Below are 26,036 nucleotides of genomic sequence, written 5' to 3'. Positions count from 1 at the left end.
TCTTGAATGGAGAGTAGGGTTATGGTTTTTCGACTAGAGGCTCAGACAAAAGAAGATGTCATTTACCCGGAAAGTGATGGTCAACCGATGGCAGACAATACCAAGCAATTTCGCTGGATTACGATCATCTACTACAATTTAGAGTGGCTCTTCGCTGATGATGCCAATGTGTTTGTTGCGGGGGATTTGTTATGGTATCCCGTTCAAGGAAATAATAAAATTCGTCAAGCCCCTGATTTGATGATTGTCTTTGGTGTTACCAAGGGCGATAGAGGTTCCTACCAGCAGTGGAATGAGGGGAATATCGCGCCGCAGGTAGTGTTTGAAATTCTCTCTCCTGGTAATACCTTAACGGAAATGAATAAGAAGCAGGTCTTTTACGATCGCTATGGTGTTGAGGAATACTATCTGTATGATCCGGATAAAAATGATTTGAGTGGTTGGTTGCGTTCTGAGTCTCGTTTGGATGTAATTGACGAGATGAATAATTGGGTGAGTCCCCGACTGGGTATTCGCTTTGATTTGTCTGGGGAACAGTTGCAGCTTTATCGTCCTGATGGGAACCCATTTGCCAGTTATGTGGAGATTCAACGACGCCTAGAAGAGGCTCAACAACGAGTCCAAGACGCTGAACAACGAGCAGAAGCTGAACGACAACGGGCAGAAGCTGAACGACAACGGGCAGAAAGGTTGGCACAGCGGTTGAGAGAGTTGGGTATTGACCCGGAGCAAGTGGATTGACTAGCCGTGGACAAAAGCAGGGGAAGCAGGGGAAGCAGGGGAAGCAGGGGAAGCAGGGGAAGCAGTGTAGAGACTCCTAGGCGTGGAACCATGACTTTCGGTATTTAATAATATAGCGCTTTGCGCTGTAATAAAGTACAGTCGCTCAAAGTCCCCCTTTTTAAGGGGGATGCGAGGGGGATCGACAATGTACCGCATAGCCGAGCAAACTGCTGTATTGAGGGCGCACGTCGGTATTTAGCATTGAGGGCGCACGTCGGTGCGCCCCTACGGTTTTATTGAACTGGACTTAATTCCCGTTGTGCCACCGCATCGGGATTGGCTTCTGGGGTATCTTCTTCCGAGGGTGGCACGACTTGCCAGAATTTCGGTAAGAAGTCTGACCAATTTGCCAGAATTGTCTTGGCTTTAGCACTTCCAGTGCGGTCAACATGGGCTTGTATCAGGGCTTTTAGCTGCTGTTCCCCAGCCGATGTGGTTACCCGTTGAATCTTAACAATTTCGGGGTTGACTTTTGCCGGGAATTGTGAATCTTCATCCAAGAAGTAGGCTAACCCTCCGGTCATCCCTGCACCGACATTGCGCCCGACACGACCTAAAACCACAATCACACCACCTGTCATGTATTCACAGCAGTGATCGCCAGCGCCTTCAATCACGGCTTGACCTTTAGAATTGCGGACGCCGAATCGTTCACCCGCCCAGCCATTGGCAAATAAAGTACCGCCTGTGGCACCGTAAAGGCAAGTATTGCCCACAATCACGTTTTCTGCTGGGTTATAGGTGGCATCAGTGGGAGGCGTGATAATAATTTCACCCCCATGCATTCCTTTGCCTACATAATCATTGGCTTCCCCAACTAGGCATAGGGTGATTCCAGGTAAATTAAAGGCACCAAAGCTTTGTCCGGCTGCGCCCTTGAAGTTCAGGGTAATTTGCCCTTCAAAGCCATTGTTACCGTATTTTTTCGCGATCGCGCCCGCTAGACGTGTCCCGACACTGCGATCAGTATTCAACACCGCTACGTCTTTGGTGATTGTACCTTGGTTGGCGATGCAGGCTTGAATCTCTGGATTAGCCAATAGCTGATCATCGAGAACAGCTCCATTGCTGTGAACCGCCTCATGGTTGAGGAAGGAACGATCTGTGCGCGTATCGGGTAAATCGGTTAAGCATTTCACCGATATCGTCGCCGTCTTAGTTAACGCCACATCCTCTCGTTGCTGCAATAAATCCGCCCGACCGATTACCTCGTCTAACTTACGATACCCTAACCGTGCCAGGAGCGATCGCACTTCTTCGGCAACAAAGTAGAAAAAGTTGACCACATGATCCGGTATCCCGATAAACCGCTTTCGCAAATGATCCTGCTGTGTCGCCACCCCAACCGGACAGTTATTCGTGTGACAAATTCGCGCCATGATACAGCCTTCAGCAATCATCGCCACCGAACCAAAGCCATATTCTTCCGCGCCCATTAACGCCGCCATGACTACATCCCAGCCGGTTTTGAAGCCACCATCTGCCCGTAAAATCACGCGATCGCGCAATTGATTCCTCATCAGCGCTCGATGTACCTCGGTGACACCCAACTCCCAAGGAACACCCGCATGTTTAATCGAACTTAAGGGAGATGCGCCGGTTCCACCATCATGACCCGAAATTTGGATCACATCAGCATTTGCCTTAGCCACACCCGCTGCGATCGTACCAATCCCGATTTCTGCCACCAATTTTACCGACACCTTCGCCTCTGGATTAATTTGATGCAGGTCAAAAATCAGTTGAGCGAGGTCTTCAATCGAATAGATATCATGGTGGGGGGGTGGTGAAATCAGCGGTACACCCGCTTTAGAGCGCCGCAGCATAGCAATATAAGGACTCACCTTTTTCCCCGGTAACTGTCCCCCTTCTCCGGGTTTCGCGCCCTGAGCCATTTTAATTTCCAATTGTTTGCCACTCATCAGGTACTCTGGCGTTACACCAAAGCGCCCTGAGGCTACCTGTTTAGTCGCAGAACTCGCTGTATCCCCATTTCGCAGCCCTTTAAGATGAGGCAATGTGGGCGAATTTCCTTGATCATCCACATCATCCAGGATTTTAAACCGAACTGGGTCTTCCCCACCTTCACCGGAATTTGACTTCCCGCCAATCCGATTCATGGCGATTGCCAAAGTTTCATGTGCTTCCCGCGACAGGGAACCCAAGGACATAGCACCAGTACAGAAACGCTGGACAATCTCCGCCACAGGTTCTACCTCCTCAATCGGGATAGGGGCGCGATCGCTCCTGAAGTCTAACAAATCCCGTAACGCCGTCACTGGGCGCTCTTCGAGGTATTTTTTATAGATTTCATAGTGGTCATATCCTGTCTGTTCGTTGTCGGTTTTGCCGTTTGAGTTTTTGACCGAGGAACCTTGACCCTTAAAAGACGCCACGGCTTTATGCAGCGCCTTTGCCATCTCCGGGCTATTCATGTGATATTCCCCACCGGGACGATACTGGATAAACCCAAAATTTTCCAGTTTCTTACCCGTCAAATCCGGGAACGCCCGTTGATGGAAAGCCATCACTTCCTGTGCCAATTCTGCCAAATTCAAACCACCCAAGCGGGAGGTTGTACCGCGAAAGGCTAAATCTAATACCTCTGCACCAATTCCCAATGCTTCAAAAATCTGCGCCCCTTGGTAAGACGACAGTAAAGAAATCCCCATTTTGGAGAGGATTTTCAATAAACCCGCTTCCACCGCCTTACGGTAATTTTTCTGTGCCTCTTCAATCGTCAGCAGCTCAATTTTACCCCGATCCATCAGTTTCTGCGTCTTGGGATTAGACCACCACTGACGCACAGATTCCAATGCCAAATAGGGATGAATTGCTGAAGCCCCATAACCAATTAAACAAGCAAAATGATGAGTACTCCAACATTGTGCCGTTTCCACAATTAGGGATGCTTTCATCCGCAACCCTTCGCGAATCAGATGATGGTGAACCGCCCCGACTGCTAATAGCGGGGGAATATAACTGGTTGTTTCACCCACACCCCCGCCAATTTTATCGCTCAAAATCAGGACTTTTGAGCCCGATTTCACGGCTTGATCGGCTTGGTCACACAATTGGTCAATGGCATTTTTTAGCCCATCCGGACCCGCGCTAATTTCAAATAAAGTTGAGAGTTCTGTGGTGGTAAATCCAGAGGTTTTTACCGCATTTAACTCCGCTTCATTCAGCACAGGGGTTTTCAGTTTCAGCAGTTGGGCATACTCTGGTTTGGCATCTAGCAGATTACCGCGTTGACCCAGTTCTATACTCAAGGACATAACCAGACTTTCCCGCAAGGGGTCAATCGGTGGATTGGTTACCTGAGCAAAGCGCTGTTTAAAATAGTCATAAAGCAAACGTGGCTTATCTGAGAGAATGGCTAAGGGAGTATCATCCCCCATACAAAACGTGGCTTCTTTCCCTTGAGTGGTCATCGGTTCCAGGATCATATCCAAATCCTCAGCCGTATAACCAAAGGCGGTTTGCTGCTGTAGTAACGTCTGGGCGTCTAGTTGGGGATTATCCGTAAAAGGTTGAGCGGATAAAACCTGACGATGCTGTTTCAGCCAGTCTCCGTAGGGTAAGCGTTGGGCAACTCGCTGTTTGATCTCCCAGTTTTTGAGAATTTCGTGGTTGGCTAAATCCACAGCAATCATCTGTCCAGGTCCTAGTCTACCCTTTTCCACGATTTCCGCTTCGGGTAAGTCTACGACTCCAGCTTCTGAGGCGACGACGACATAACCATTCCGAGTAATACTATAACGGGCAGGTCGCAGTCCATTGCGGTCTAGGGTTGCACCAACCACTTGACCATCACTAAAGACTAACAGCGCAGGACCATCCCAAGGTTCTTGAATGCCACTGTAGTATTCGTAAAAATCAACAATTTCTGGATGATCCTGCAAATCGGGTTGATTTTTGTAGGCTTCGGGAACCATGATCATCAAGGCTTCCAAAGGAGAGCGACGCGATCGCACGAGTAACTCAACTATATTATCCAGAGTAGCTGAGTCACTATTATCCGGATCAACTGTTGGTTTGAGATCTTCGATTTGATTCCCCCACACCGGATGAGATAAATCCGCTTCCCTTGCCCGCATCCAGTTAATATTACCCAGCAGGGTATTAATTTCACCGTTATGTCCCAATAACCGCATCGGTTGCGCTAGGGGCCATTTGGGTAGAGTATTGGTACTAAAACGGCGATGATAGACGGCAAAGGGGCTTTGAAATTCAGGATGTTTTAAGTCCAGATAAAATTCACCCAGTACCGCCGAACGCACCATGCCTTTATAGACAATTGTGCGACTCGATAGGGAGCAAATATATAAATCATCAGACCAATGGAGGGTGCCATCCGCTTCTAAAGCATTGCCAATGCGACGGCGGGTTTTATAAAGGAGACGTTCCCGCTCATCCCCAGTCTGATTTGGGCAGCTAACAATAATTTGCTCGATTTGCGGTTGATTTTCTAGGGATTGAGGTCCAACAACCGACTCGTTTAGGGGAACGACACGCCAACCCAATACAGTAAAACCATCTTGTTTAAAGACTCCGGCAACAATTTCCCGCACTTTAGTCGCCAATGTCCCATCTTGGGGTAAAAATACCATACCCACCGCCAACTGTTCTGTTGGTGGCATGGTGATTCCTTGTTCCTCAAACCAAGACTTAAACAAGCCCCAAGGAATAGCCGCCATTAAGCCAGCGCCATCACCCGAATCTCGGTCAGCGCTACAGCCGCCGCGATGTTCTAAACAGGTTAAAGCACAAAGTGCCTGTTCAATCAGTTCATGGCTAGCGACACCTGCGACTGAGGCGATAAAGCCAACGCCGCAAGCATCCCGTTCTTCAACTAACCATCGTTGTCCTGGATAGGCTACATCGTCTCGATTCCAAGATTGATGCTGTTGATTTGAGTTGATGCTCCTGTTTGTCATAAGATAGTTCCTGGTGTTATTGGTCATTCGTTATTGGTCATTCGTCATTAGTCATACTTAAGGGGAATGGCACTGAAAATTTGCATTGTTAGATCGGCAAAACCTTTGATCTACCGTAGGGTGGGCAATGCCCACCAGCCTTAATTTAGTGATATTCTACTTAAGGGAGCGTCAACTGTGCCTCTGTCTGTGTAGTTGATAAAAAATAGATATTTTTTCAGGGGTAAAGGAGTAATTGAATTGTTTCTTCTCCTAGATGCGCCATGGCACGTTTGGTACATATTCCCTTACTCCTTGAAGTATTGGGTTGTAGGTGAAATAAGCCATAGCCATCAAACAGATAATCAGAGGGCTAGCAACCTTAGTGTTGACATGAAGCTTTTTAGATGGGGAGATTAATCTTAGCGAAAATACTTGACTCTGGCAATCCCTGATGTCATAAGTTTAGTCTGGAGTAATGCCACATATTAGAAAACGTGGCATAGAATGAATAATGTGGCACAAATAAAGCAGTATGAGCGAACTCTCCAAATCCGTAGAAGTACATTTGGATCGTCAGGGGCGGTTAGTCATTCCGGCAGTGTTGCGGCGGTTGTTGGGGTTTGAGGAAGGGGATAAGCTGGTTGCCCGTGAAGAAGCAGGGCGGTTGGTGCTGGAAAAGCCGGAGGCGATTAAGCAAAAGTTGAAGGCGCGGTTCGCACAGATACCCAAAAATCGCAGTTTGGTCGATGAATTGATCGCTGAACGTCGCCAAGCCGCGAAACAGGAAGTTACAGAATGACGGTAGTGTTGGATGCTTCGGCGTTGCTGGCTTATCTGAAGGGTGAGCCGGGAGAAGAGATTGTAGATGGCGTGTTAGCAGAATCAGTGATATCCAGTGTGAACTGGGCGGAAGTCGTGCAGAAGGCGATCGCGGCTGGAGTCGAGGTGGATGGCATGATGGATGATTTACAGGCACTGGGGCTGACGGTAGAGCCGTTTACGCTGGAGGATGGGGAAATGGTAGGACGACTGTGGGAGTCAACTCGGCAAGCGGGGTTATCCCTGGGAGATCGTGCCTGTTTAAGTCTGGGATGGCGATTGGGAGTTCGAGTTTTGACCTGCGATCGCGCCTGGGCTGCTCTCAATCTGTCTGTCGATGTGCAGGTAATTCGCTGATGAGCGACTTATGTTCTGTTAAGGAAAGTAGGGGGTTTCAACCGCCAAGACGGTTAAGACACAACGGATTTGTAGAGACGTTCCGTTGGAACGTCTCCAAAAAGTGCGTTTGTCCTAATTGATGTGTTTACTGCTATATAGCATTTCTCATAGGATGAGGTACATAAGTGTGGGCGCAAGCCTTGCGCCCCTACAGTTGGGTGTACTATTAGCACTTGAGAACCGCTATTATAGTGGTTTGTTCCAGAGGTTTTAGGCAACGTCTTTACTGTAGCCATCGCCTGTTTTACCAAGGACTTCCTACTAACGTAAATGCACTCCAATAATAAGGATGAGTTAGTTCTTTATCTGGTAATTCAGCCAACTGGGGCGGTAAAGGAATGGTACGATTCGGCGTAATCAGTTGACCCTTTTCAAGTCGCACTTCACCCCGAATCATCGCCAACTGTGTTTGTCGTAATGCTTCAGCTTTAATCGGCGCTTGTTTTAATTGGGAATAAAAGGTAGTCATTAATCCCAATGTCGCTTCATCACTCACGTACCAGAGACTTCCCAAGGCAGATTTCACCCCGGCTTGTACCGCTAATCCGGTAAATCCTAACTCAGCCTCTTCATCTCCTAAAGCGGTGCGACAGGCGCTTAATACCATTAGTTCCACTGGGGGGTTATTTAATCCCAGTTCTCGGATTTGGTCAAGGGCTAACTTGGTCTGCCAAAACTGAATATAAGAGTTTGGAATTTGGGTTTGGACGATTGGGGGTGGGTTTTGGGGCAATTGGAGTAGATTAACGGGATTAATCGTTGGATTAGCAGATGATTCATTGATGGGATTGACAGAATTAATTGTTGGATTGGCAGATGATTCATTGATGGGATTGACAGGATTAATTGTTGGATTGGCAGATGATTCATTGATGGGATTGACAGGATTAATCGGTTGAGGGGTTGATGGGGATTGGGGTTCGGGTTGAGGAGTTAATGGCGGTTGAGTTGGGTTATCTGTGTTGGTTAAATCAAAGGGTGTCAACTGTAAACCGTTAGCGGTAGCGATGACTTGATAGTTTCCCGCGACTGTGTTTGCTGTAACCGGATTCTCGGCGATACCTTGAGGATTGGTGAGTACGGTTGTACCGTTACCAAAACTGCCTGATGCACCACTTGATGGGGCATTGAAGGTGATAGGGACACCTGGAATCGGCTGATTAGCAAAGTTCTCTAACACTTGCACAGTCAATGAGTCAGCAAAAGCCGTATTGACTAGTGTACTTTGAGGGGAACCTGTGACATTTAAGGTAAAGCCTTGGGACTCAAATGCACCAATATCAACAATGTCATTAATAATGCGGGTTGCTCCTCGTTGGTCAGTCGTTATATCAGCAGGAATATTAGCATTATTCCCCGCATCCAAGGCGGGACTCCCTGGAAGAAGAGCATGGGTTTGAGTTGAGCCGCCATTGTTCGCTAAGGGAGCAAGAATTTGGTTGATAGTAGTGATACCTAAACTGGCAAAAGTGAGGTCACTCCCTGTACCGATAGTACCGTTTGCGCCTGTGGGGTCGCCGATGAGGTTATTCGCATCACCATTAATAGTAGCTCTACCCGAAACATCAGAGTGAATCCTACCTGCGAGATCAAAATTACCGGCAACAATGCTGTTGCGGATGGTTAAAGTGTTGCCGCCCAAAAGAGTTGAATTATAGATACCACCGCCATCTCCTATCCCATTGGCATCGGAGTCTGCTGTGTTGTTGGTGATAGTGCTGTTAATGATTGTGCCGCCACCACGGGTGTTAATACCGCCGCCGTCACCTGTTGCTGTATTGCCACTTATGGTGCTGTTGATAATGGTTACTCCACTCCTACTGAAAAGACCGCCGCCAAGTCCGACAAGACCGTCGCTCAATGCGCTTGCCGAATTTCCATTGACAGTGCTGTTGGTCAGGGTTACGGTATCTGCGCTGCGAATGCCACCACCAAGATTGTCACTCACCGTGCTGTTTTCCAGTAGCACCGCACCATTACTGATAATGCCATGACCAGAATTACCCCTCACCGTACTGGTATTGAGAGTGACTGTACTATAGATGCTGCGAATGCCTTCACGAGAATTTTCACTCACAGTGCTGTTGTTGAGTGTCACCGCACGCCCAGCTAAAATGCCACGACCAGAATTATTACTCACACTGCTATTGTTGAGTGTTACTGCATGTTCTTGGTTAAAAATGCCGTCACCAGAATTATTATTCACAGTACTGTCAGTTAGAGTCACTGCACCTTGAGCGGAAATACCGTCACCAGAATTATTATTCACAGTACTGTTGGTCAGAGTTACGGGATCTATGCTGCGAATGCCGTCACCAAGAGTGTCACTCACAGTGCTGTTTTCCAGCACCGCACCATTACTGGAAATGCCACGACCAGAATTACCCCTCACCGTACTGTTATTGAGAGTGACTGTACTATGCATGCTGCGAATGCCTTCACGGGAATTTTCACTCACAGTGCTGTTGTTGAGTGTCACCGCACCCGAAGCTAAAATGCCACGACTAGAATTATTACTCACACTGCTATTGTTGAGTGTTACTGTATCTCCTTGGCTAAAAATGCCGTCACCGGTAACAAAACTTATAGAATTACCACTCACAGTACTGTCGGTCAGAGTTACTGCACCCGAAGCGAAAATGCCACGACTAGAATTATTATTCACAGTGCTGTTGGTCAGAGTCACTGTACCAATGCTGCGAATGCCATAACGAGAATTATTACTCACAGTGCTGTTATCTAGTAGCACCGCACCCTTACTAGCTATACTACCAGCGGAAATACCGTCACCGGAATTGTCACTCACAGTACTGTCAGTCAGACGTAGCGTTCCCGGTCCAATATTCCAAGCTATACCACCCGCAGCGAGACTAACACCATTACGAATCGTCAACGCATCAATAGTGACATTGCCATCCCCCGTAATATTGAAAATACGGAAATTGGGCGTTCCTGCTACTGTACTGCGTTCAACAATTACATTACTGGCACCACCGGAGTCACCATCTATCATCAAATCCCCATTCCTGGTATTAATAGATAACTCATCGGATGTCAGCGTCACCTCAGTTAACCCAGGTACAAAGCGAATCTCATCATCTCCATCAGCAGCATTAGCATTCAGAATCGCTTGTCGCAGTGAACCTATCCCAGCGTCATTCCCATTCGTAGTTGTAAATACCTGTAATGTATCCCCATAATTCGCTAACACACTCCCCTCAAACGGTGCAGTCGCTTCAATCTCCCCCACACTCCGTTCTAACTGCCAATCTCCCCCAAACCCAGTCAAATTCGTAGAACCCGCCACATCTACCCCCGTGTAAAGTGCCAAAGTATTCAGCAAAGCGTCACCACTATTCCCCAATGCCACAAAACAGGCATAGAGTAAAATATCTGCCCCCACACTCAATCCCTGATTCCACGTCGCCATTTGAGGTTGATATTGACCGATAGTATTACTATCGACAAAAGCCTTCCCTAACCAGAAGTTCCCCTCACTCCCTTCGGAGACAATATGCAGCGCATCGACTAAACTCAGTCCAGGTGTGGTTAGGGTTTCAGTAATCGTCTCCATGCCATTTTCATTCGGCGTAACCACCACCGTCGTCGTTCCCGCCTCACCCCCGAAGAGTAAATTACTGTAGTTGGGGACAGTCGCATCTAGGAAAATGTAGCTGTTCGCATCGGTTGGATTAGCGGCAAACCGAGTAACCGTAGGGGCGCTGTATTCCCCGCTATCCGTGCGAATCAGGGTTTCAGAGTTACCAATGGGGTTAACCTGATTCGCCGCCGCCAGATGGACTTGATTCCCCTCAACCTGACCAGCAATTGTCACATTACCCGCCGTATCTAGGGGATGATTGGTATCTGTTAACCTGAGTTCGTCGTTGGCATCAACACGGATTCCTGTGTCATCTTCAAGATTGGAACCCGTGAGTAACCGGGCTAAATCTGTCGCCTGAATCCCACTCTCCAAATCAGCCGGACTAATTTCTAAGCCCAACACCATCCCCGCTTGGTTAATCCTCACCGTTCTATTTTCAGGGACAGCCGTAATCGTAATCGTCCCATCACCAGTGCTGAGGGTTCCGGTATTAATGACACTACTCCCGATTAAAGCCAAGTTTCCTTGGTTCAGTTCAAGTTCAGCCGCGTTGACAATACTGCCATTATCACCTGTAAAAACAAATGTATTCGGCGCACCAACCAGATTTTGATAGTTAACATTGCCTGTCGCCGGAAAGAAGCCACTCTCAAAACCAATAGCATCAGCAGTCGTAACCGTTAAACTGCCAGGAATGTTAAAACTTGCCCCTTGAGTAAACACAATCCCGGCGGGGTTCATCAGCAGCAGGTTACTATTACCCCCGGTGACTTGAAGTAACCCTTGGATAATCGAAGGATTGCCCCCAGTAACTCGCCCGAAAATCGTTTGGATATTGGGATTAGAGAGAAAGTTTGCAATTTCGTTGGGTGAAAGTCCGAGTTCCCCAAAGGAGTGGAATACCTTAGAGTCAACTTGTGTACCCCCCGTAATCGTGTAGGTATTACCCTCCTGTTGAATCATTGTACCCGTGCCATCGGAAGCTGGCGTGATAGATTGGGCAAGGGTTTGGGGCGCAAGGGTGGTTAGTCCCAGCAGGGGGAGAAGGGCAATAGCGATGTTGCGGCAATCTACCATGATGTTTGGGGGACTTTTATTAGGAGGGGAATTCCTATTATTCTCTCATGATAGTAGGACATTCGGCATTTTTATGGGTGCGATCGCGCAACTCGCTTCCAATTTTACCAAAAAAACTGTTCATAGTTATCATGACTCCCAATCCAAAACCAGGTTACTGTATCCTATTGTAAAATTCCAATAGCTCGGTAATTTCGGGTAATTCTCACTGACCAAATATCCTGATCGCGATTAATACATTTAAAGTGTAAAGAGGGATGAAAAGGATTATTTGACCACAAACATTTGTTGTTTCGCCAGTTTCGCTGCTTCTACTAACTTATTTTGTGTTTTACGAAAAGATTGCTCCCACTTTAATTCATCTTCAATATCAGCAATATAGTCCCGTAAATGCTCAATAATTCGCTCCTGCTGTGCATCAGGGAGAGATTCTAAAATTTTAATGACAGTGGCTATATTTTGCTTTAACATTTTTGATTTAAATAGTACAATTTTAATCAATATACTTAAAATATAACAGTTTTTCCTGATTTAAGGGCATTAGTCAATTGTTCAATGTAGAGGAATTCATCGTGCTTGCCCGCTTCATGGTCTCATGCGATCGCTAAAATCCTGCAACAGTTTCCTGTACCCGATGCGACTGATTCAACCTGTGCGATCGCGAATTCTTCTATAGCTACAGGCGCACACATTTTCCCACGATAACAATATACCATAAAACCTTAGTTTTGCAGCGCCTTTTGAAATGTTTTAATAGCATCCACATGATTCACCATATTGATGCAACGTAATAACAAATCTAGATCAATTCCTTTCACTTCCTCACTACTCTTAATCTGTTCATAGTCAAGTGTATTCCCCTCTCCTCGCAGGTGATAAAGCTCCAACACCCCATCTTCCCAAAACCACACTTCCTTGATCTTCAGCCGCTTATAGATCTCCAACTTGTTGATACCGCCACTGGTAAACACCACCTCAATCGCCAGATCTGGATGAGTTCGACCCGGAGCCAGTTTATAGGATTCATCGGCTTCTCGCTTGACGGCGACTCCTTCACTTTCCAACGTCATTGAGCCAGTTGGAGTAAAGTCAAATCCTGCCATCAACAGGTAAAGCTCCAACAATGCACCAATTCTTTCCTTAACAGTTTGGTGAGGTTCTCCAAGCATTCGTCGTATCTCCAAAACTCCATCTAAAAAAGAAAGTCGATATCCTGGACGGTCTAACAATTGCTCAACAGCTTTGAACTCTCTCCAGGTCATTCCCTCAAACAAAAGGGGGGATTCCTTTTTGGGTGTTGCGATCGTGGCTAAAGTCATTTGAGTCTCCCGTTTTTTCGATTATAAATAAACTTAAAACTGGACAGGTCTGCCACCTACCCTTTATTTGAACTGACTATTTTAACTTACAAGCAAATTGCCAGGGAACCTTTGAGCCGAGATGGCTGTCAACAGGAAAACAGATTATGTATAATTTAGCTTTGATTATTGAACTAATTTTCATAATATACATACAATACATGAATTAGTTAATCTGTACATTTAAACGTCAATTCATCTCACACCAAAGCAAAGATTATGACAAAGGATTTCTCACGGAATCAAGCCAAAATTGTGATAGGACTCTTAGCAATGTGTACTTCATGCCTAGGTTTAACCGCTAAACCTGTTAGTTCTGCGGAATCCTTAGTAATAAAGAGTCTAACTATAAGGGAAATTCTGCAAGGTTTAGTCGTTCAGTCAACCCTTGAACTCGATCGCGAATGGGTAGAAGCTGAAGCCGTGACTCCCTCAGCTTCTCCCTCACCTCAGACTCAAACTTTCGCTCAAACCCCAACTCAAGTCGTTGGCGCCGGGACAAAACTCTCATTAAATGGTCGCATACTACCTCTTGCCTGGAAACAGTGGCAAGTTGGGGGAGTCATACGCACGGGTATCAGTGATGTGGGAATCCAACAACTCTTCGGACTGGAATTGTTGAGTACCCGCAATTGGACACGACAACCGATACAGTGGTTCTCTAATCCCCTGAGTACGCCTCTGGTTCTGGTGGCTCACCATCGTGATGCTTATCGCTATTTAGATATTACAGAGTTTGCCCAACAGGTGGGATGGCAATTCCAAGCCCAAGGAGATACATTAGCGCTAACGTCTGCACCCGCCCGATTAGACAGTATCCGGGAAGAGGCACACCTGTGGGGGTTTAGGATGATTCTTGATTTAGATCGTCCCACACCTTGGCAAGTGAGCAGAAGCCCCGGTGAAGGGGTGATTATCTTAGACGCGATCGCGAATCCATCCCTGATTGAACAGTTTACCCCACCTCCGGCGGTGGAAGATGAGGCAGATGAGGCAGATAACTCAACACTCAACACCCAACACTCAAAACTTAGTCAGGGCGGGTTTAGTCACATCCGGGTGAAGCAAGAAATGATAGTAGTAAAACCCGCCCCTACACACTCAACACTTAAAACGTCCCCAATTGAGGGGGATGAGAAAAACAATGCAGCGCCGGAGAATCAACCGATTATCCGCGTTGAAACGAATCAAACCCAAACAACTATCGGCGTTTCGATTCCAGATGGTCTACGGTTACACGTCTTTAGCTTACCTAATCCCAATCGCTTAGTCATCGAACTTCGACCGGATGCCATGGTGGAAAAAGATATTCTGTGGGCACCGGGTATCTGGTGGCGTCAGCGGACTGTGACTCTGGGTGATACTCGATTTCCTTTGGTGTGGCTAGAGGTTGATCCCAAAAATCCCCAAGTCAACCTGAAGCCGATTTGGAGTAATCCCACAACTCAAATGGGAACCGCCCCCCTGATCCAAACCGCCCAGTTGTGGCAAGCCTCAGCCGCCATCAATGGTGGCTTTTTTAACCGCAATAATCAACTGCCCTTAGGTGCTATCCGTCGGGATGGACGCTGGTATTCTGGACCCATTCTCAACCGAGGTGCGATCGCGTGGACGGATCAGCATCAATTCAAATTTGGACGTCTCAGCCTTCAGGAAACCTTAATCACCGCCAAGGGAGAACGTTTTCCGATTCTGTTCCTGAATAGCGGTTATGTGCAAGCCGGGATATCTCGCTATACTCCAGAGTGGGGCGCAATCTACACCCCGTTAACCGATAATGAAGTGATCTCGGTTGTGCAAAATAACCAGATTACGGCTCAATTACCAGGAGGTTTAGCGGGTAAGGAGTCGTTTACTATTCCAGTTAATGGCTATCTTCTCACAGACAGAGGCAGTGATCCAAAAGTTGCGGTAAGTACTCTCACGATTGGCACACAAGTTCAGATTGAACAGAAAACCTTGCCGATTGAGTTTAATAATTATCCTCATATCCTCGGTGCGGGTCCGTTGTTACTGCAAAATCGCCAAATTGTGCTAGATGCCCAAGCTGAAAAATTTAGTGATGCCTTTGCTCAACAAGCAGCTATTCGGAGTGCGATCGGGATCACAGCAAATGGCACACTAATTATTGCCGCCATGCACAATCGTCTCGGTGGTAGAGGTCCCAACTTAACCGAAACCGCACAGTTGATGCAGCAACTCGGAGCCGTTGATGCGCTGAATCTCGATGGTGGGAGTTCCACTGGACTGTATTTAGGGGGTCATCTTCTGGATCGTTCTCCTTACACAGCCGCCCGGGTTCACAATGCTTTGGGACTCTTTCGACCCAATTTCCCCTAAGTAGGTTGCTGGAAATCAACTGAACCCTGTTAAGTTATGTAAAAATTTCTCAAATCCTTACAAATGACGAACACTCAGCTAGCTCTAACCTTTAACATCTTCTTCTTTATCTCCCAGAGCTTTTATCTAAAGTTTCGATAAAGCTCAAGTCTCTCAATGTGAAGACTTTCTACAATTTGACGTATCTATCCCCTAATGGGTGCAAAATCTAAGATGAATTTGCTAATCTTAACTGTAGTTGGCTTTTGTGTTGTTGATAACCGGGCAATAGCTAAATACCCGATTTAACCTTTTGATCACAATTAATGCCTGCGGGAGGCGGGCGGCTGCCTGTGGACGCTGAGTAAGACCAATAAAGGGCAACCTTTGGAGGCATCGGCGGATGAAGCGGGAAACCCTAAAGACGAATAAGACCGTCCTTGTTTTAAGAAGTTGGAAGCCCCAACTTCAGCGAAGCAAGTTGGGGTACTTCACTACCGTAACTATTTTCAGGAGAAATACTATGGTTCAGCAAGCAGTTCCTCAAGATTCGGCGATTACCCTGCCCAGATCGTTGACTGCCGAAGGCGCTGCCGCTACAGAACTAAGACCTTGGGGTTCATTTACTGTTCTGGAAGAGGGGCGAGGATACAAGATTAAGCGCATTGAGGTGAAGCCCGGTCATCGCCTCAGCCTGCAAATGCACTACCATCGTAGTGAACACTGGATTGTTGTCAGCGGCATGGCAAAGGTTATTTGCGGAGATAAGGAATTATTGATTCATCAAAATCAGTCCAGTTATGTGCCTCAAGGACATGCTCATCGCCTAGAAAATCCAGGTGTTATTCCGCTGGTATTAATAGAAGTGCAGAATGGCGAGTACCTTGGCGAAGATGACATTATTCGCTATGAAGATGACTATGCCCGCAACGAGTGTGACACAGAATAGGTGGGGTTGTCCGAAGTAGCTAGTACGGCTTCCAGGGAAGTCGAAGGTTAATATCGGTTTAGCTTGGTAAATTGGTGATTAATTACACCGTGCTGTACTAGCTTGACGCTAAATGAACTCCTCCCTAATACTAAGGGAGGAAATTTTTTTTGCCCCAAGTGACGACGATTTCTAAGCCAGGACAAAACCGATGATTACACTGAGTCAAGCGGCGACCAATGAAATAAGACGCCTCAAGACCAAGCGCCAGCAACAGCAAGCTCGATTACGCTTAGGCGCGAAGCCAGGGGGATGTGCTGATTTATACTATACTCTGGAGTTTGATGATGCCGTCAGCTCGAGCGATCGCGTCTATGACACTCAAGGTATCACTGTCGTCGTGGATGAAGTGAGCATCAAGTATTTAGCCAACCTAACCTTGGATTATTCAGAAGATCTCATGGGTGGTGGGTTTCGCTTTTATAACCCCAATGCCATTGAAACCTGTGGCTGCGGAAACTCGTTTCGATTGACATCCTCACCGCCCTACAAGGACGGTGATTCCCTACCAGTCGAACAGCGATAACTGCACGTACTCTCGGTGGGTTGACGGCTCACCACACACTGCCTCATCTGAGGTCTTACACGCGCTCCCCGTCCGTTTATAGTCGTGGGTATGCCCTACCCCGACCTTAAGTCCAGCTTGCTCAATGTTGATCGAGGCATTATCGTCTCGGTCGTGTTCTACTCCGCAGTTGACACAGACAATCGTTCTGACCGATAGGTCTAACTTGCCCCATCGGTAACCACACTCAGAACAAACTTGACTGGTGGGTTCCCATCGGTTGATGACTCGAAAGTCCCGGTTATGATTGCAGGCTTTACCCTCACACAATGACCGGAATTCATACCATCCAGCTTGGCTAATTGCCCGTGATAATCTGCGGTTTTTGAGCATACCGCCAACGTTTAAATCCTCTAAGACAATGACTTGGTTCTCGTCTACTACCTTAGTGGACAGCTTATGCAGAAAGTCCTTGCGCTTATCCCGTATCTGGGCGTTAAGCTTGGCTACTTTAACCCGCATCCGTTCTCGCCGTTTGCTCCCCTTTTGCCGCTTGGCTAACCGTCGTGAAGAGCGTTTTAACTTGCGGTAAAGGCGAGAGTAGTCCGGGCTATCAATCTTTTCGGTTGCAACCCGATTTAACTCGCGCCCGCCCAGACGCTTCTTGCATCGCGTCTCTACAATAGTTTCTAGACTTCCCGTGAAAAGTCAAGGCGTGATCAATGCTCCTAGGTGTAAGGAGTAGCAAATGACGAATGACCAAGGACAAAGGACAAAAAAATTGACATTGTTGCCCAAAAGTCAGTACAATCAGAATTTGTCAATACTTTAAACGATTAAGGAATTTTACGCGCCGTAACTCATGCCCACTATCCAGCAGCTTATTCGTAGCGAACGCGCCAAAATCAAGGCGAAAACCAAATCGCCTGCACTGAAACAATGTCCACAAAGGCGGGGTGTTTGCACCCGAGTCTACACGACAACCCCCAAAAAACCGAACTCAGCCCTGCGGAAAGTGGCAAGGGTACGCCTGACATCAGGTTTTGAAGTGACGGCGTATATTCCTGGAATTGGTCATAACCTTCAAGAGCACTCGGTCGTGATGATTAGAGGAGGACGGGTTAAAGATTTACCCGGGGTTCGATATCATATTATTCGGGGAACCCTAGATACGGCAGGTGTGAAAGATCGCAAGCAGGGTCGTTCCAAGTACGGAACCAAGCGTCCTAAAGTAAGCAAATAGAGCTTTTTAAAGTCTGCCCACACCGGGATCAACTTGCCCATAGCGGTTTAGGTTGGGTAAGCTGCCCTGGAAAATGGGAGATGATGTGGCTAGGTTTTTCTGGCTGGGTTTTTCTGGATTTTTCCAAGCAACCCTTAAACCTGGGGAAAAGAAAATCAATTCCCGGATAATTTGTTAAATTTGCCAACGGATTATGTATTTTGTAAAGGCTTACTATGTCTCGTCGTACAGTTGTTAAAAAGCGCCCTGTCCCCCCTGACCCGGTTTATAACAGCCGTTTGGTTAGTATGATGGTGCGCCGGATTATGCGTCATGGAAAAAAATCTCTGGCATCTGGAATTATCTATGACGCCTTCAAAATGATTGAAGAACGCACAGGTAACGAACCTCTAGAGGTATTTGAAAAAGCGATACGGAATGTCACCCCGTTAGTAGAAGTAAAAGCCCGTCGGGTTGGAGGAGCAACGTATCAAGTTCCCATGGAAGTCCGCTCAGAACGCGGAACAACATTAGCTATGCGCTGGCTGATTCAGTTTTCCCGAAGTCGCTCAGGGAAAAGTATGTCGAGTAAATTGGCAAATGAGCTGATGGATGCGGCAAATGAAACCGGGAATGCCATTCGGAAACGGGAAGAAACCCATCGGATGGCAGATGCCAATAAAGCGTTTGCCCATTATCGCTACTAACTCAGTTAGACCGATGAATGACAGCACTCGCGAAGGCGAAAGGTTGATTCGGGGGGTTCCGTGAGGAATAACCAATAACCTAGCTAGCTGGCTTTTTGAGGAGCGAATAGGACAAAGGACAAAGAACAAATCCCTAAAAAGTTAAACAAAGTATAGAATTGTAAAGAGATAGCAACGTGGAAACTTGCGGCGACGAAGGAGGTAGCTGTGGCACGTACCATCCCGCTTGAGAAAATACGCAATATCGGGATTGCAGCCCACATTGATGCGGGCAAGACAACAACAACCGAACGGATTCTGTTTTACTCAGGAATCGTTCATAAGATAGGCGAAGTCCATGAAGGGACAGCCGTGACCGACTGGATGGAGCAAGAGCGGGAACGGGGAATTACAATTACTGCTGCGGCCATCAGCACAAACTGGCTGGATCACCGGATTAACATCATTGATACACCGGGTCACGTAGACTTCACGATTGAAGTTGAGCGTTCGATGCGGGTTTTGGATGGTGTGATTGCTGTGTTCTGCTCAGTGGGAGGTGTCCAGCCCCAATCGGAAACTGTGTGGCGGCAAGCGGATCGCTACCGGGTACCGAGGATTGCCTTTGTCAACAAGATGGATCGCACGGGTGCTAACTTCTTCAAAGTATACGAGCAACTCCGCGATCGCCTGCGTACCAATGCAGTTGCGATCCAAATTCCCATCGGCAGTGAAAATGATTTCCACGGTATTGTCGATCTTGTCCAAATGCGTGCCCGGATTTATAGCAATGACCTGGGTACGGATATGCAAGACACAGAAATTCCGGAAGATGTTCAAGAGCTAGCCCAAGAATACCGAGTCAAGCTCATCGAAGCCGTAGCCGAGACAGATGAAGCGCTCTTAGAAAAGTATCTGGCGGAAGAAGAACTCACCGAAGACGAAATTCGGTCTGCTTTGCGTAAAGGGACAATTGCAGGAACAATTGTCCCGGTGCTGTGTGGTTCAGCCTTCAAAAATAGAGGAGTACAACTACTCCTAGATGGAGTGGTGGACTATCTACCCTCTCCCCCGGAAGTTCCGGCAATTCAGGGACTATTGCCCGATGGTACACCTGAAACCAGACCTGCAGACGATGAAGCTCCCCTAGCGGCGCTGGCATTTAAGATCATGTCAGACCCTTATGGTCGTTTAACCTTCATGCGGGTCTATTCGGGAGTTCTGCAAAAAGGCAGCTATATTCTCAACTCCACTAAAGATCAGAAGGAACGTATATCCCGTCTGATTATTTTGAAATCCAACGAACGGATTGAGGTCGATGAGCTACGGGCTGGCGATCTCGGTGCAGCGATTGGTCTAAAGCAAACGACAACGGGTGATACAATTTGTGGTGAAGAATCGCCAATTATTTTGGAATCGCTTTATGTTCCAGAGCCGGTGATTTCGGTAGCCGTAGAACCAAAAACCAAACAGGATATGGAGAAGCTTTCCAAAGCCCTCCAAGCCTTATCGGAAGAAGATCCGACATTCCGGGTGAGTATCGATCAAGAAACCAATCAAACCGTGATTGCGGGAATGGGTGAACTGCACCTGGAAATTCTGGTAGATCGGATGCTGCGGGAGTTCAAAGTTGAAGCCAATGTGGGGGCCCCTCAGGTGGCTTACCGGGAAACAATTCGTAAATCCGTGCAAGCGGAAGGCAAGTTTATCCGTCAAAGTGGCGGTAAAGGCCAGTACGGTCATGTTGTCATTGAATTGGAGCCAGGTGAATCCGGTAGTGGGTTTGAATTTGTCTCCAAGATTGTTGGTGGTTCCGTACCGAAGGAATTTATTTCTCCGGCTGAGCAGGGTATGAAAGAAGCCTGCGAATCGGGTATCCTGGCTGGGTATCCTCTCATTGATGTCAAAGCCACATTAGTTGATGGCTCTTACCACGATGTTGATTCTTCGGAAATGGCATTCAAAATTGCCGGTTCGATGGCAATTCGACAAGCGGTGATGAAGGCTTCACCCGTGCTACTAGAGCCTATGATGAAAGTGGAAGTTGAAGTGCCTGAAGACTTTCTCGGAGATGTCATGGGCGATCTCAACTCCCGCCGTGGTCAAATTGAAGGAATGGGTACCGAAGAAGGCATTGCCAAAGTTTCTGCTAAAGTTCCATTAGCCGAGATGTTTGGTTATGCTACGGATATCCGGTCTAAGACCCAAGGTCGAGGTATCTTCTCAATGGAGTTTAGCAACTACGATGAGGTGCCTCGTAACGTGGCTGAAGCTATCATTGCTAAGAGCAAAGGGAACGCATAACTAAGAAAAGGAAAACGTAATTCATGGCACGCGCAAAGTTTGAAAGGACTAAACCCCACGTCAACATTGGCACAATTGGTCACGTAGACCACGGCAAAACAACGCTGACGGCTGCCATTACCATGACTCTGGCTGCATCAGGTCAAGCAACCGCCAAGAAGTACGAAGAGATTGATGCGGCGCCAGAGGAAAAGGCGCGGGGGATTACCATTAACACGGCTCACGTTGAGTATGAAACGGCAAATCGCCACTATGCTCACGTTGATTGCCCGGGTCACGCCGACTATGTGAAAAACATGATCACGGGTGCGGCTCAAATGGATGGCGCCATCTTGGTGGTTTCAGCCGCTGACGGTCCAATGCCCCAAACTCGGGAACACATTCTCCTTGCCAAGCAGGTAGGCGTCCCCAACTTGGTGGTCTTTTTGAACAAGAAAGACATGGTGGATGACGAAGAACTACTGGAATTGGTGGAACTCGAAGTCCGCGAACTCCTCAGTGATTATGAATTCGATGGGGATAAAATTCCCATCGTGGCAGGTTCGGCTTTAAAGGCACTCGACTCTCTTACCGCTAACCCAACCCTTAAAAAGGGTGACGATGAGTGGGTTGATCAGATCTATGCGTTAATGGACGAGGTCGATGCTTACATTCCTACCCCAGAACGGGATGTAGATAAGCCCTTCCTGATGGCAGTCGAAGACGTCTTCACCATTACCGGTCGGGGGACAGTAGCTACGGGTCGGATCGAGCGAGGTAAAGTCAAGATTGGTGACGAAGTTGAGTTAGTTGGACTCCGAGATACGGTCAAGAAAACTGTCACCGGCATTGAGATGTTTAAAAAGAGTCTCGATGAAGGGATGGCGGGTGACAATGCCGGAATTCTACTCCGAGGTGTTGAGAAGAAAGATATTGAGCGGGGAATGGTAATTGCCAAGCCCGGTTCGATCACTCCTCATACTCAGTTCGAGTCGGAAGTCTATGTACTCAAAAAAGAAGAAGGAGGTCGTCATACTCCATTCTTTTCCGGCTACCGCCCCCAGTTCTATGTTCGTACCACCGATGTGACGGGAACAATCAGTTCCTACACCGCTGATGATGGTAGCAATGTGGAAATGGTCATGCCGGGAGACCGAGTAAAAATGACCGTGGAGCTAATTAACCCGATCGCGATTGAACAAGGAATGCGCTTTGCCATTCGCGAAGGCGGTCGCACCATCGGTGCAGGTGTTGTCTCCAAAATCCTCAAGTAGCACTGTTCTGGCTCAAAAGAGTAGGAGCAGAGAACTGCATCAGCTTCTCTGCTCCTTATTATCTGTTTTGGAAGTCCGAAAGGTGGAAACCATCGCACTCAAAGTCAGGGCTGGTTTGGCAACTTAGGCTTTGGGAAAACCAATCCATATTAATCCCTCAACCTGCCCCTACACCCTCAAAATTCTTAATTATTTCAGAACCTAGAAAACTTAAAAAAATGGCAACGATTCAGCAGCAAAAAATTCGGATTCGCCTTAAAGCATTTGATCGGCGATTGCTGGACACTTCTTGCGAGAAGATTGTGGATACAGCAAATCGCACCAATGCTGCCGCCGTCGGTCCAATTCCCTTACCGACCAAACGTCGTATTTATTGTGTCTTGCGATCGCCCCACGTTGATAAAGATTCACGGGAACATTTTGAAACACGTACTCACCGACGTCTGATTGACATTTATCAACCGTCGTCCAAAACAATTGACGCCCTGATGAAACTTGATTTACCTGCTGGTGTGGATATTGAAGTGAAACTATAGGGTAGGAGGGTAGGATCACGCGGAGGGTAGAAGGCAAAAGTATAAAGCGTAAGGATTTGGAAACCTGCGTTAGCGTAGCTTGGCAGACCTAAAATCTCCCTTGTTCCTGGAGCTTATGAAGCTCCTCTGCTCCAATGCTTGCTTCTTGTCCCCAAAAAATCCGTTAAAGTAGGTAAAGAAGCGCAGTTACCCTTTTCACCAAGGCACAATGGCATCCTCTTCCTCAATTGCTGTTAGAGAACTTCCTTTGTTTCCACTGCCAGAAGTGGTTCTATTTCCGGGACGACCCCTACCCCTACATATCTTTGAATTTCGCTATCGCATCCTGATGAACACGATTTTGGAGAGCGATCGGCGGTTTGGGGTATTAATGTGGGACCCGGTGCAAGGTCAACCCGCCGCCGTTGGCTGCTGCGCTGAAATTATACACTTCCAGCGTTTGCCCTTGCCCGATGATCGGATGAAAGTCTTAACCCTGGGTCAGCAACGATTTCGGGTGTTAGAATACGTCCGAGAAAAACCCTATCGCGTCGGGTTGGTGGAATGGATAGAGGATCAACCCTCCCAAAAAGACTTAAGAGAACTCTCCAAATCCGTTGAGCAATTGCTGCGAGATGTCGTTCATCTTTCTGCCAAGCTGACGGATCAGAAAATTGAGCTGCCTGAAGATTTGCCAGACCTTCCTTTAGAACTATCCTATTGGGTAGCGGGCAATCTTTACGGCGTCGCTTCGGAACAACAAGCTTTGCTAGAAATGCAGGATACAGCAGCCCGTTTGGAACGCGAAGCTGAAATACTCACCTCCACGCGCAATCATTTGGCAGCCCGTACAGTCCTTAAAGATGCCTTTAATTAGCCGTTACATAAGACTTACCCAAAGCTACCCACAAGTGGACATCCTTGACGCTTACTTCCTGCTTCATTCTGGAGGTGACGGCACTCAACCAGTCCACAGGCTCTCCCCACCTAACTGGCGGCTATCTCCAAATTAATGGAGGCATTGAAATCCCGGTCAATTTCCAACCCGCAGTTGTCACACCGAAAAACCCGCTCAGATAAGGGCATTGAGTCTTTTTCGGTGTGGCATCTTGAGCAGGTTTTGGTTGAGGGATACCATCGATCAACCACAATTAAGGTTGACCCGTACAACTGGCACTTGTACTCTAGTTGGCGTTTGAATTCCCCAAATCCCATGTCCTGAATAGCTTTCGCCAGTTTATGATTAGCCATCATGCCGGACACGTTCAGATTCTCTATTCCTATTCGGCTGTGGTTTTGGGCTAAATAGGACGTGAGAAGAGTGTAACGTATCTTTACGGATGTTAGCTATCTTTCGGTGCAAACGGGCTATCTTGACTTGGGAAGACTTCCAGTTACTTGAACCGATTTGCTTATGGCGGTTCAGCCATTGCATATGGGATAGTTTTTTCTCGTACTTTCGGTAACTTTTCGCCCCCTCCACTACAATCCCGGTAGATAGAACAGCTAGTGCTTTTATTCCCAGGTCTACTCCCACTACGGGATGGGGTTTGGGGCGGTTGACTGGTTCATATTCCAAATGAAAGCTGATAAACCATCGGTCAGCCGTTCTAAATATGGTCACAGACTTGGGTTGAAAGCAGACAGGTAGCCGCTCATAAGTTCTCAGCCAGCCAATGACCGGAACTCTCACTTTAAAGTGAGCTAATTTGATTGAACCATCCAAGGTAAAGCTATCGTGCTTTCCTTTGCGCTTGAATTGGGGCGGTTTGCTTGTCTTCTTAAATGCCCGTTTCCAAGCCTCAGCCAATTGCCTGAGTGCATACTGGGGAGCGCATTTGCTCACCTTGTAGTACCAGGGACAGGCAGGTTTAACCAGTGCCACTAACCATTTATGCAGGTCAATACCAGTAGGAAATTTTATCTTGCCGGATAGGTTATCCCGGTTATGGTCAAGTATCTGGTGAGTTAAGCCTAGTCCCCAGTTCCAAGCATGACGGGCTACACCCGCGTGTTTAGCTAATGCTGTTCGCTGTTTGTTGTTCAGTTTCAGTTCGGTTTTGAATCCTAAAAGCATTGACTCGACCTGCTCAATGATTGTTATAATCATATTATACATGAGCAATAGAAGAATTGGAATGCCTAGACAAAAAATTTATGATGAGTCAAAACGTAGGTTTACGATGACTTTGACTGAAACAGCTATCAACTGGCTAGAGATGAAGCGCGTCGATTTGGGCGCTAATAGCCTCAGCGACGTAATAGAAAGGATGGCGCGATATCGGCAAGACCTACCCAAAAAGTCCAGACATGGGTAAGTTTGGGCAGATATTAGGTTACAGTTGTTAACCCCTGTGGGTTTTCTACAGGCAAAGGCAGCCTATTCTTCCTCAATCAGCGCCATTGAGTCAATGGGTATGACACTGTAGCTGCCAAATATTTTCAGAATTTCTGTATGAGCGGCAGCTTCTGAGAGCGCCTCTTGCACCAACGGTGTAGAAGCATTAGCTTCTAAATCAATAAAGAAAAGATACTCACCCAGCGATCGCTTCGTTGGGCGAGACTCAATTCGACTCAGGTTAATCTCTCGCTGGGCAAAGGCTTGCAGGGGTTTAACTAACGCTCCTGGCACATTGGCAGGGGTGCTAAAAGCTAAGGAGGTATGACTACCGCCAGAGGATGGTTGCTGACCAACAATCCAAAAGCGAGTACAGTTATCAGGATAATCATTGATCGCCGCAGCCAGGATAGGTAACTGGTAAAGCAGTGCCGCCCGTTGTGAAGAGATCGCGCCGGCTGTATAGTCGGTATCCAAATGCTGTAAGGCTTCCGTGGTTGAGTTGGTCGGTATAAGTTGCACTGAGGGCAGACACTTCTGGAGCCACCCTTGACATTGGGCTAAGGCTTGAGGATGAGAATAAACTGTTTGGATTGCCTGGAGACGAGATGCTCGTGACAACAGGGCATGTTGGATCGGCAAAACCAATGCCTGTTGAATTTGCAGTTGATCCAGTTGCCATAGAGTATCCAACGTAATTGTTACACTGCCTTCAATGGAATTTTCCACAGGCACCACAGCCAAATCAGCTTGCCCTTGGGCGACCGCGTGTAAGGTTTGGGCAATGCTGGGATAAGGGCATAACCAGGGTTTTGAATCACATTTACTGGCAAGGGTGCGACAGTAAGCTAAGGCAGCCGCTTCCGCGTAAGTCCCTGGTGGTCCTAGATGGGCAATTGAAATTGACATAAAATACACTTTACCTTATAGTATGCGTTTTTTTA

19 protein-coding genes and 2 pseudogenes are annotated in these 26,036 nt (G+C 47.4%); 14 read left to right on the top strand and 7 right to left on the bottom strand.

Annotated features, from left to right (window positions below; genetic code table 11):
- Window positions 1-21: 21 nt before the first annotated feature.
- The gene (locus RLO19_RS20250) at window positions 22-741 is read left to right on the top strand and encodes a Uma2 family endonuclease (protein ID WP_446359235.1); all 720 of its coding nucleotides are present in this window, start codon (window positions 22-24) and stop codon (window positions 739-741) included.
- Window positions 742-1,016: 275 nt separating this feature from the next.
- On the opposite strand, the gene RLO19_RS20245 is transcribed toward RLO19_RS20250, so the two are convergent.
- Window positions 1,017-5,723, bottom strand: coding sequence for a glutamate synthase-related protein (locus tag RLO19_RS20245; protein ID WP_446359258.1), 4,707 nt, complete (start codon window positions 5,721-5,723; stop codon window positions 1,017-1,019).
- A 514-nt stretch (window positions 5,724-6,237) separates the two neighbouring features.
- Here RLO19_RS20245 and RLO19_RS20240 point away from each other — a divergent pair.
- A complete protein-coding gene (locus RLO19_RS20240) occupies window positions 6,238-6,504 on the top strand; it encodes an AbrB/MazE/SpoVT family DNA-binding domain-containing protein (protein ID WP_446359234.1) in 267 nt (88 codons plus the stop codon).
- Window positions 6,501-6,881: a type II toxin-antitoxin system VapC family toxin gene (locus RLO19_RS20235; RefSeq protein ID WP_446359233.1), complete on the top strand. Its 381-nt coding sequence runs from the start codon at window positions 6,501-6,503 to the stop codon at window positions 6,879-6,881. Before RLO19_RS20240 ends, RLO19_RS20235 begins: the two co-directional genes overlap by 4 nt.
- A gap of 286 nt (window positions 6,882-7,167) precedes the next feature.
- Here RLO19_RS20235 and RLO19_RS20230 read toward each other — a convergent pair whose 3' ends face one another.
- Both RLO19_RS20230 and RLO19_RS20225 read right to left on the bottom strand, forming a co-directional pair.
- Complete coding sequence (locus RLO19_RS20230; protein ID WP_446359232.1) at window positions 7,168-11,604, bottom strand: DUF4347 domain-containing protein; 4,437 nt, start codon at window positions 11,602-11,604, stop codon at window positions 7,168-7,170.
- Window positions 11,605-11,871: 267 nt separating this feature from the next.
- Window positions 11,872-12,075 (bottom strand): hypothetical protein, encoded by a 204-nt coding sequence (locus RLO19_RS20225; protein WP_446359231.1) that lies wholly within the window; start codon window positions 12,073-12,075, stop codon window positions 11,872-11,874.
- A gap of 105 nt (window positions 12,076-12,180) precedes the next feature.
- On the opposite strand from RLO19_RS20225, the gene RLO19_RS20220 reads away from it, so the two are divergent.
- Window positions 12,181-12,309: a hypothetical protein gene (locus tag RLO19_RS20220; RefSeq protein WP_446359230.1), complete on the top strand. Its 129-nt coding sequence runs from the start codon at window positions 12,181-12,183 to the stop codon at window positions 12,307-12,309.
- A gap of 17 nt (window positions 12,310-12,326) precedes the next feature.
- Here RLO19_RS20220 and RLO19_RS20215 read toward each other — a convergent pair whose 3' ends face one another.
- Window positions 12,327-12,923: a Uma2 family endonuclease gene (locus tag RLO19_RS20215; protein WP_446359229.1), complete on the bottom strand. Its 597-nt coding sequence runs from the start codon at window positions 12,921-12,923 to the stop codon at window positions 12,327-12,329.
- A 258-nt stretch (window positions 12,924-13,181) separates the two neighbouring features.
- Between RLO19_RS20215 and RLO19_RS20210 the strand changes: the two genes are divergently transcribed.
- From RLO19_RS20210 to RLO19_RS20200, 3 genes are all read left to right on the top strand, one after another.
- Window positions 13,182-15,302 (top strand): phosphodiester glycosidase family protein, encoded by a 2,121-nt coding sequence (locus RLO19_RS20210; protein ID WP_446359228.1) that lies wholly within the window; start codon window positions 13,182-13,184, stop codon window positions 15,300-15,302.
- A gap of 502 nt (window positions 15,303-15,804) precedes the next feature.
- The gene (locus RLO19_RS20205; RefSeq protein WP_446336048.1) at window positions 15,805-16,230 is read left to right on the top strand and encodes a phosphomannose isomerase type II C-terminal cupin domain; all 426 of its coding nucleotides are present in this window, start codon (window positions 15,805-15,807) and stop codon (window positions 16,228-16,230) included.
- A gap of 190 nt (window positions 16,231-16,420) precedes the next feature.
- Window positions 16,421-16,795: a HesB/IscA family protein gene (locus RLO19_RS20200; protein WP_446359227.1), complete on the top strand. Its 375-nt coding sequence runs from the start codon at window positions 16,421-16,423 to the stop codon at window positions 16,793-16,795.
- On the opposite strand, the pseudogene RLO19_RS20195 reads toward RLO19_RS20200, so the two are convergent.
- A pseudogene (locus RLO19_RS20195) lies at window positions 16,775-17,398 on the bottom strand (RNA-guided endonuclease InsQ/TnpB family protein); the annotation flags it as partial. The gene RLO19_RS20200 and the pseudogene RLO19_RS20195 sit on opposite strands and share 21 nt — an antisense overlap.
- Window positions 17,399-17,636: 238 nt before the next feature.
- On the opposite strand from RLO19_RS20195, the gene rpsL reads away from it, so the two are divergent.
- The 6 genes from rpsL to RLO19_RS20165 all read left to right on the top strand — a co-directional run bounded on the left by rpsL (window position 17,637) and on the right by RLO19_RS20165 (window position 23,631).
- Entirely contained in the window at window positions 17,637-18,017 is a 381-nt protein-coding gene (gene rpsL, locus RLO19_RS20190) for a 30S ribosomal protein S12 (protein WP_446336046.1), read from the top strand.
- A 215-nt stretch (window positions 18,018-18,232) separates the two neighbouring features.
- Window positions 18,233-18,703, top strand: a complete 471-nt coding sequence (gene rpsG, locus RLO19_RS20185; protein WP_446359226.1) for a 30S ribosomal protein S7 — start codon at window positions 18,233-18,235, stop codon at window positions 18,701-18,703.
- A gap of 207 nt (window positions 18,704-18,910) precedes the next feature.
- A complete protein-coding gene (fusA, locus tag RLO19_RS20180; protein ID WP_446359225.1) occupies window positions 18,911-20,986 on the top strand; it encodes an elongation factor G in 2,076 nt (691 codons plus the stop codon).
- 23 nt (window positions 20,987-21,009) lie between these two features.
- Window positions 21,010-22,239 carry an elongation factor Tu gene (tuf, locus tag RLO19_RS20175; RefSeq protein ID WP_446359224.1) on the top strand — a complete coding sequence of 410 codons (1,230 nt, stop codon included), beginning with the start codon at window positions 21,010-21,012 and terminating at the stop codon, window positions 22,237-22,239.
- Window positions 22,240-22,457: 218 nt separating this feature from the next.
- Window positions 22,458-22,775 carry a 30S ribosomal protein S10 gene (gene rpsJ / locus RLO19_RS20170; RefSeq protein WP_044208966.1) on the top strand — a complete coding sequence of 106 codons (318 nt, stop codon included), beginning with the start codon at window positions 22,458-22,460 and terminating at the stop codon, window positions 22,773-22,775.
- A gap of 208 nt (window positions 22,776-22,983) precedes the next feature.
- Entirely contained in the window at window positions 22,984-23,631 is a 648-nt protein-coding gene (locus tag RLO19_RS20165) for an LON peptidase substrate-binding domain-containing protein (RefSeq protein ID WP_446336042.1), read from the top strand.
- On the opposite strand, the pseudogene RLO19_RS20160 reads toward RLO19_RS20165, so the two are convergent.
- Window positions 23,624-24,831 (bottom strand): annotated as a pseudogene (locus RLO19_RS20160) (RNA-guided endonuclease InsQ/TnpB family protein). The gene RLO19_RS20165 and the pseudogene RLO19_RS20160 overlap by 8 nt on opposite strands.
- 106 nt (window positions 24,832-24,937) lie before the next feature.
- Between RLO19_RS20160 and RLO19_RS20155 the strand changes: the two are divergent.
- A complete protein-coding gene (locus tag RLO19_RS20155; RefSeq protein WP_446359223.1) occupies window positions 24,938-25,072 on the top strand; it encodes a hypothetical protein in 135 nt (44 codons plus the stop codon).
- 62 nt (window positions 25,073-25,134) lie between these two features.
- Here RLO19_RS20155 and pheA read toward each other — a convergent pair whose 3' ends face one another.
- Complete coding sequence (pheA, locus tag RLO19_RS20150) at window positions 25,135-26,001, bottom strand: prephenate dehydratase (RefSeq protein ID WP_446359222.1); 867 nt, start codon at window positions 25,999-26,001, stop codon at window positions 25,135-25,137.
- Between the last annotated feature and the right edge of the window lie 35 nt (window positions 26,002-26,036).

The sequence above is a fragment of the Coleofasciculus sp. G2-EDA-02 genome, from assembly GCF_040226375.1.
Classification (GTDB): Bacteria; Cyanobacteriota; Cyanobacteriia; order Cyanobacteriales; family Coleofasciculaceae; genus Coleofasciculus.
This window is presented reverse-complemented; position numbering and strand designations above follow the sequence as displayed.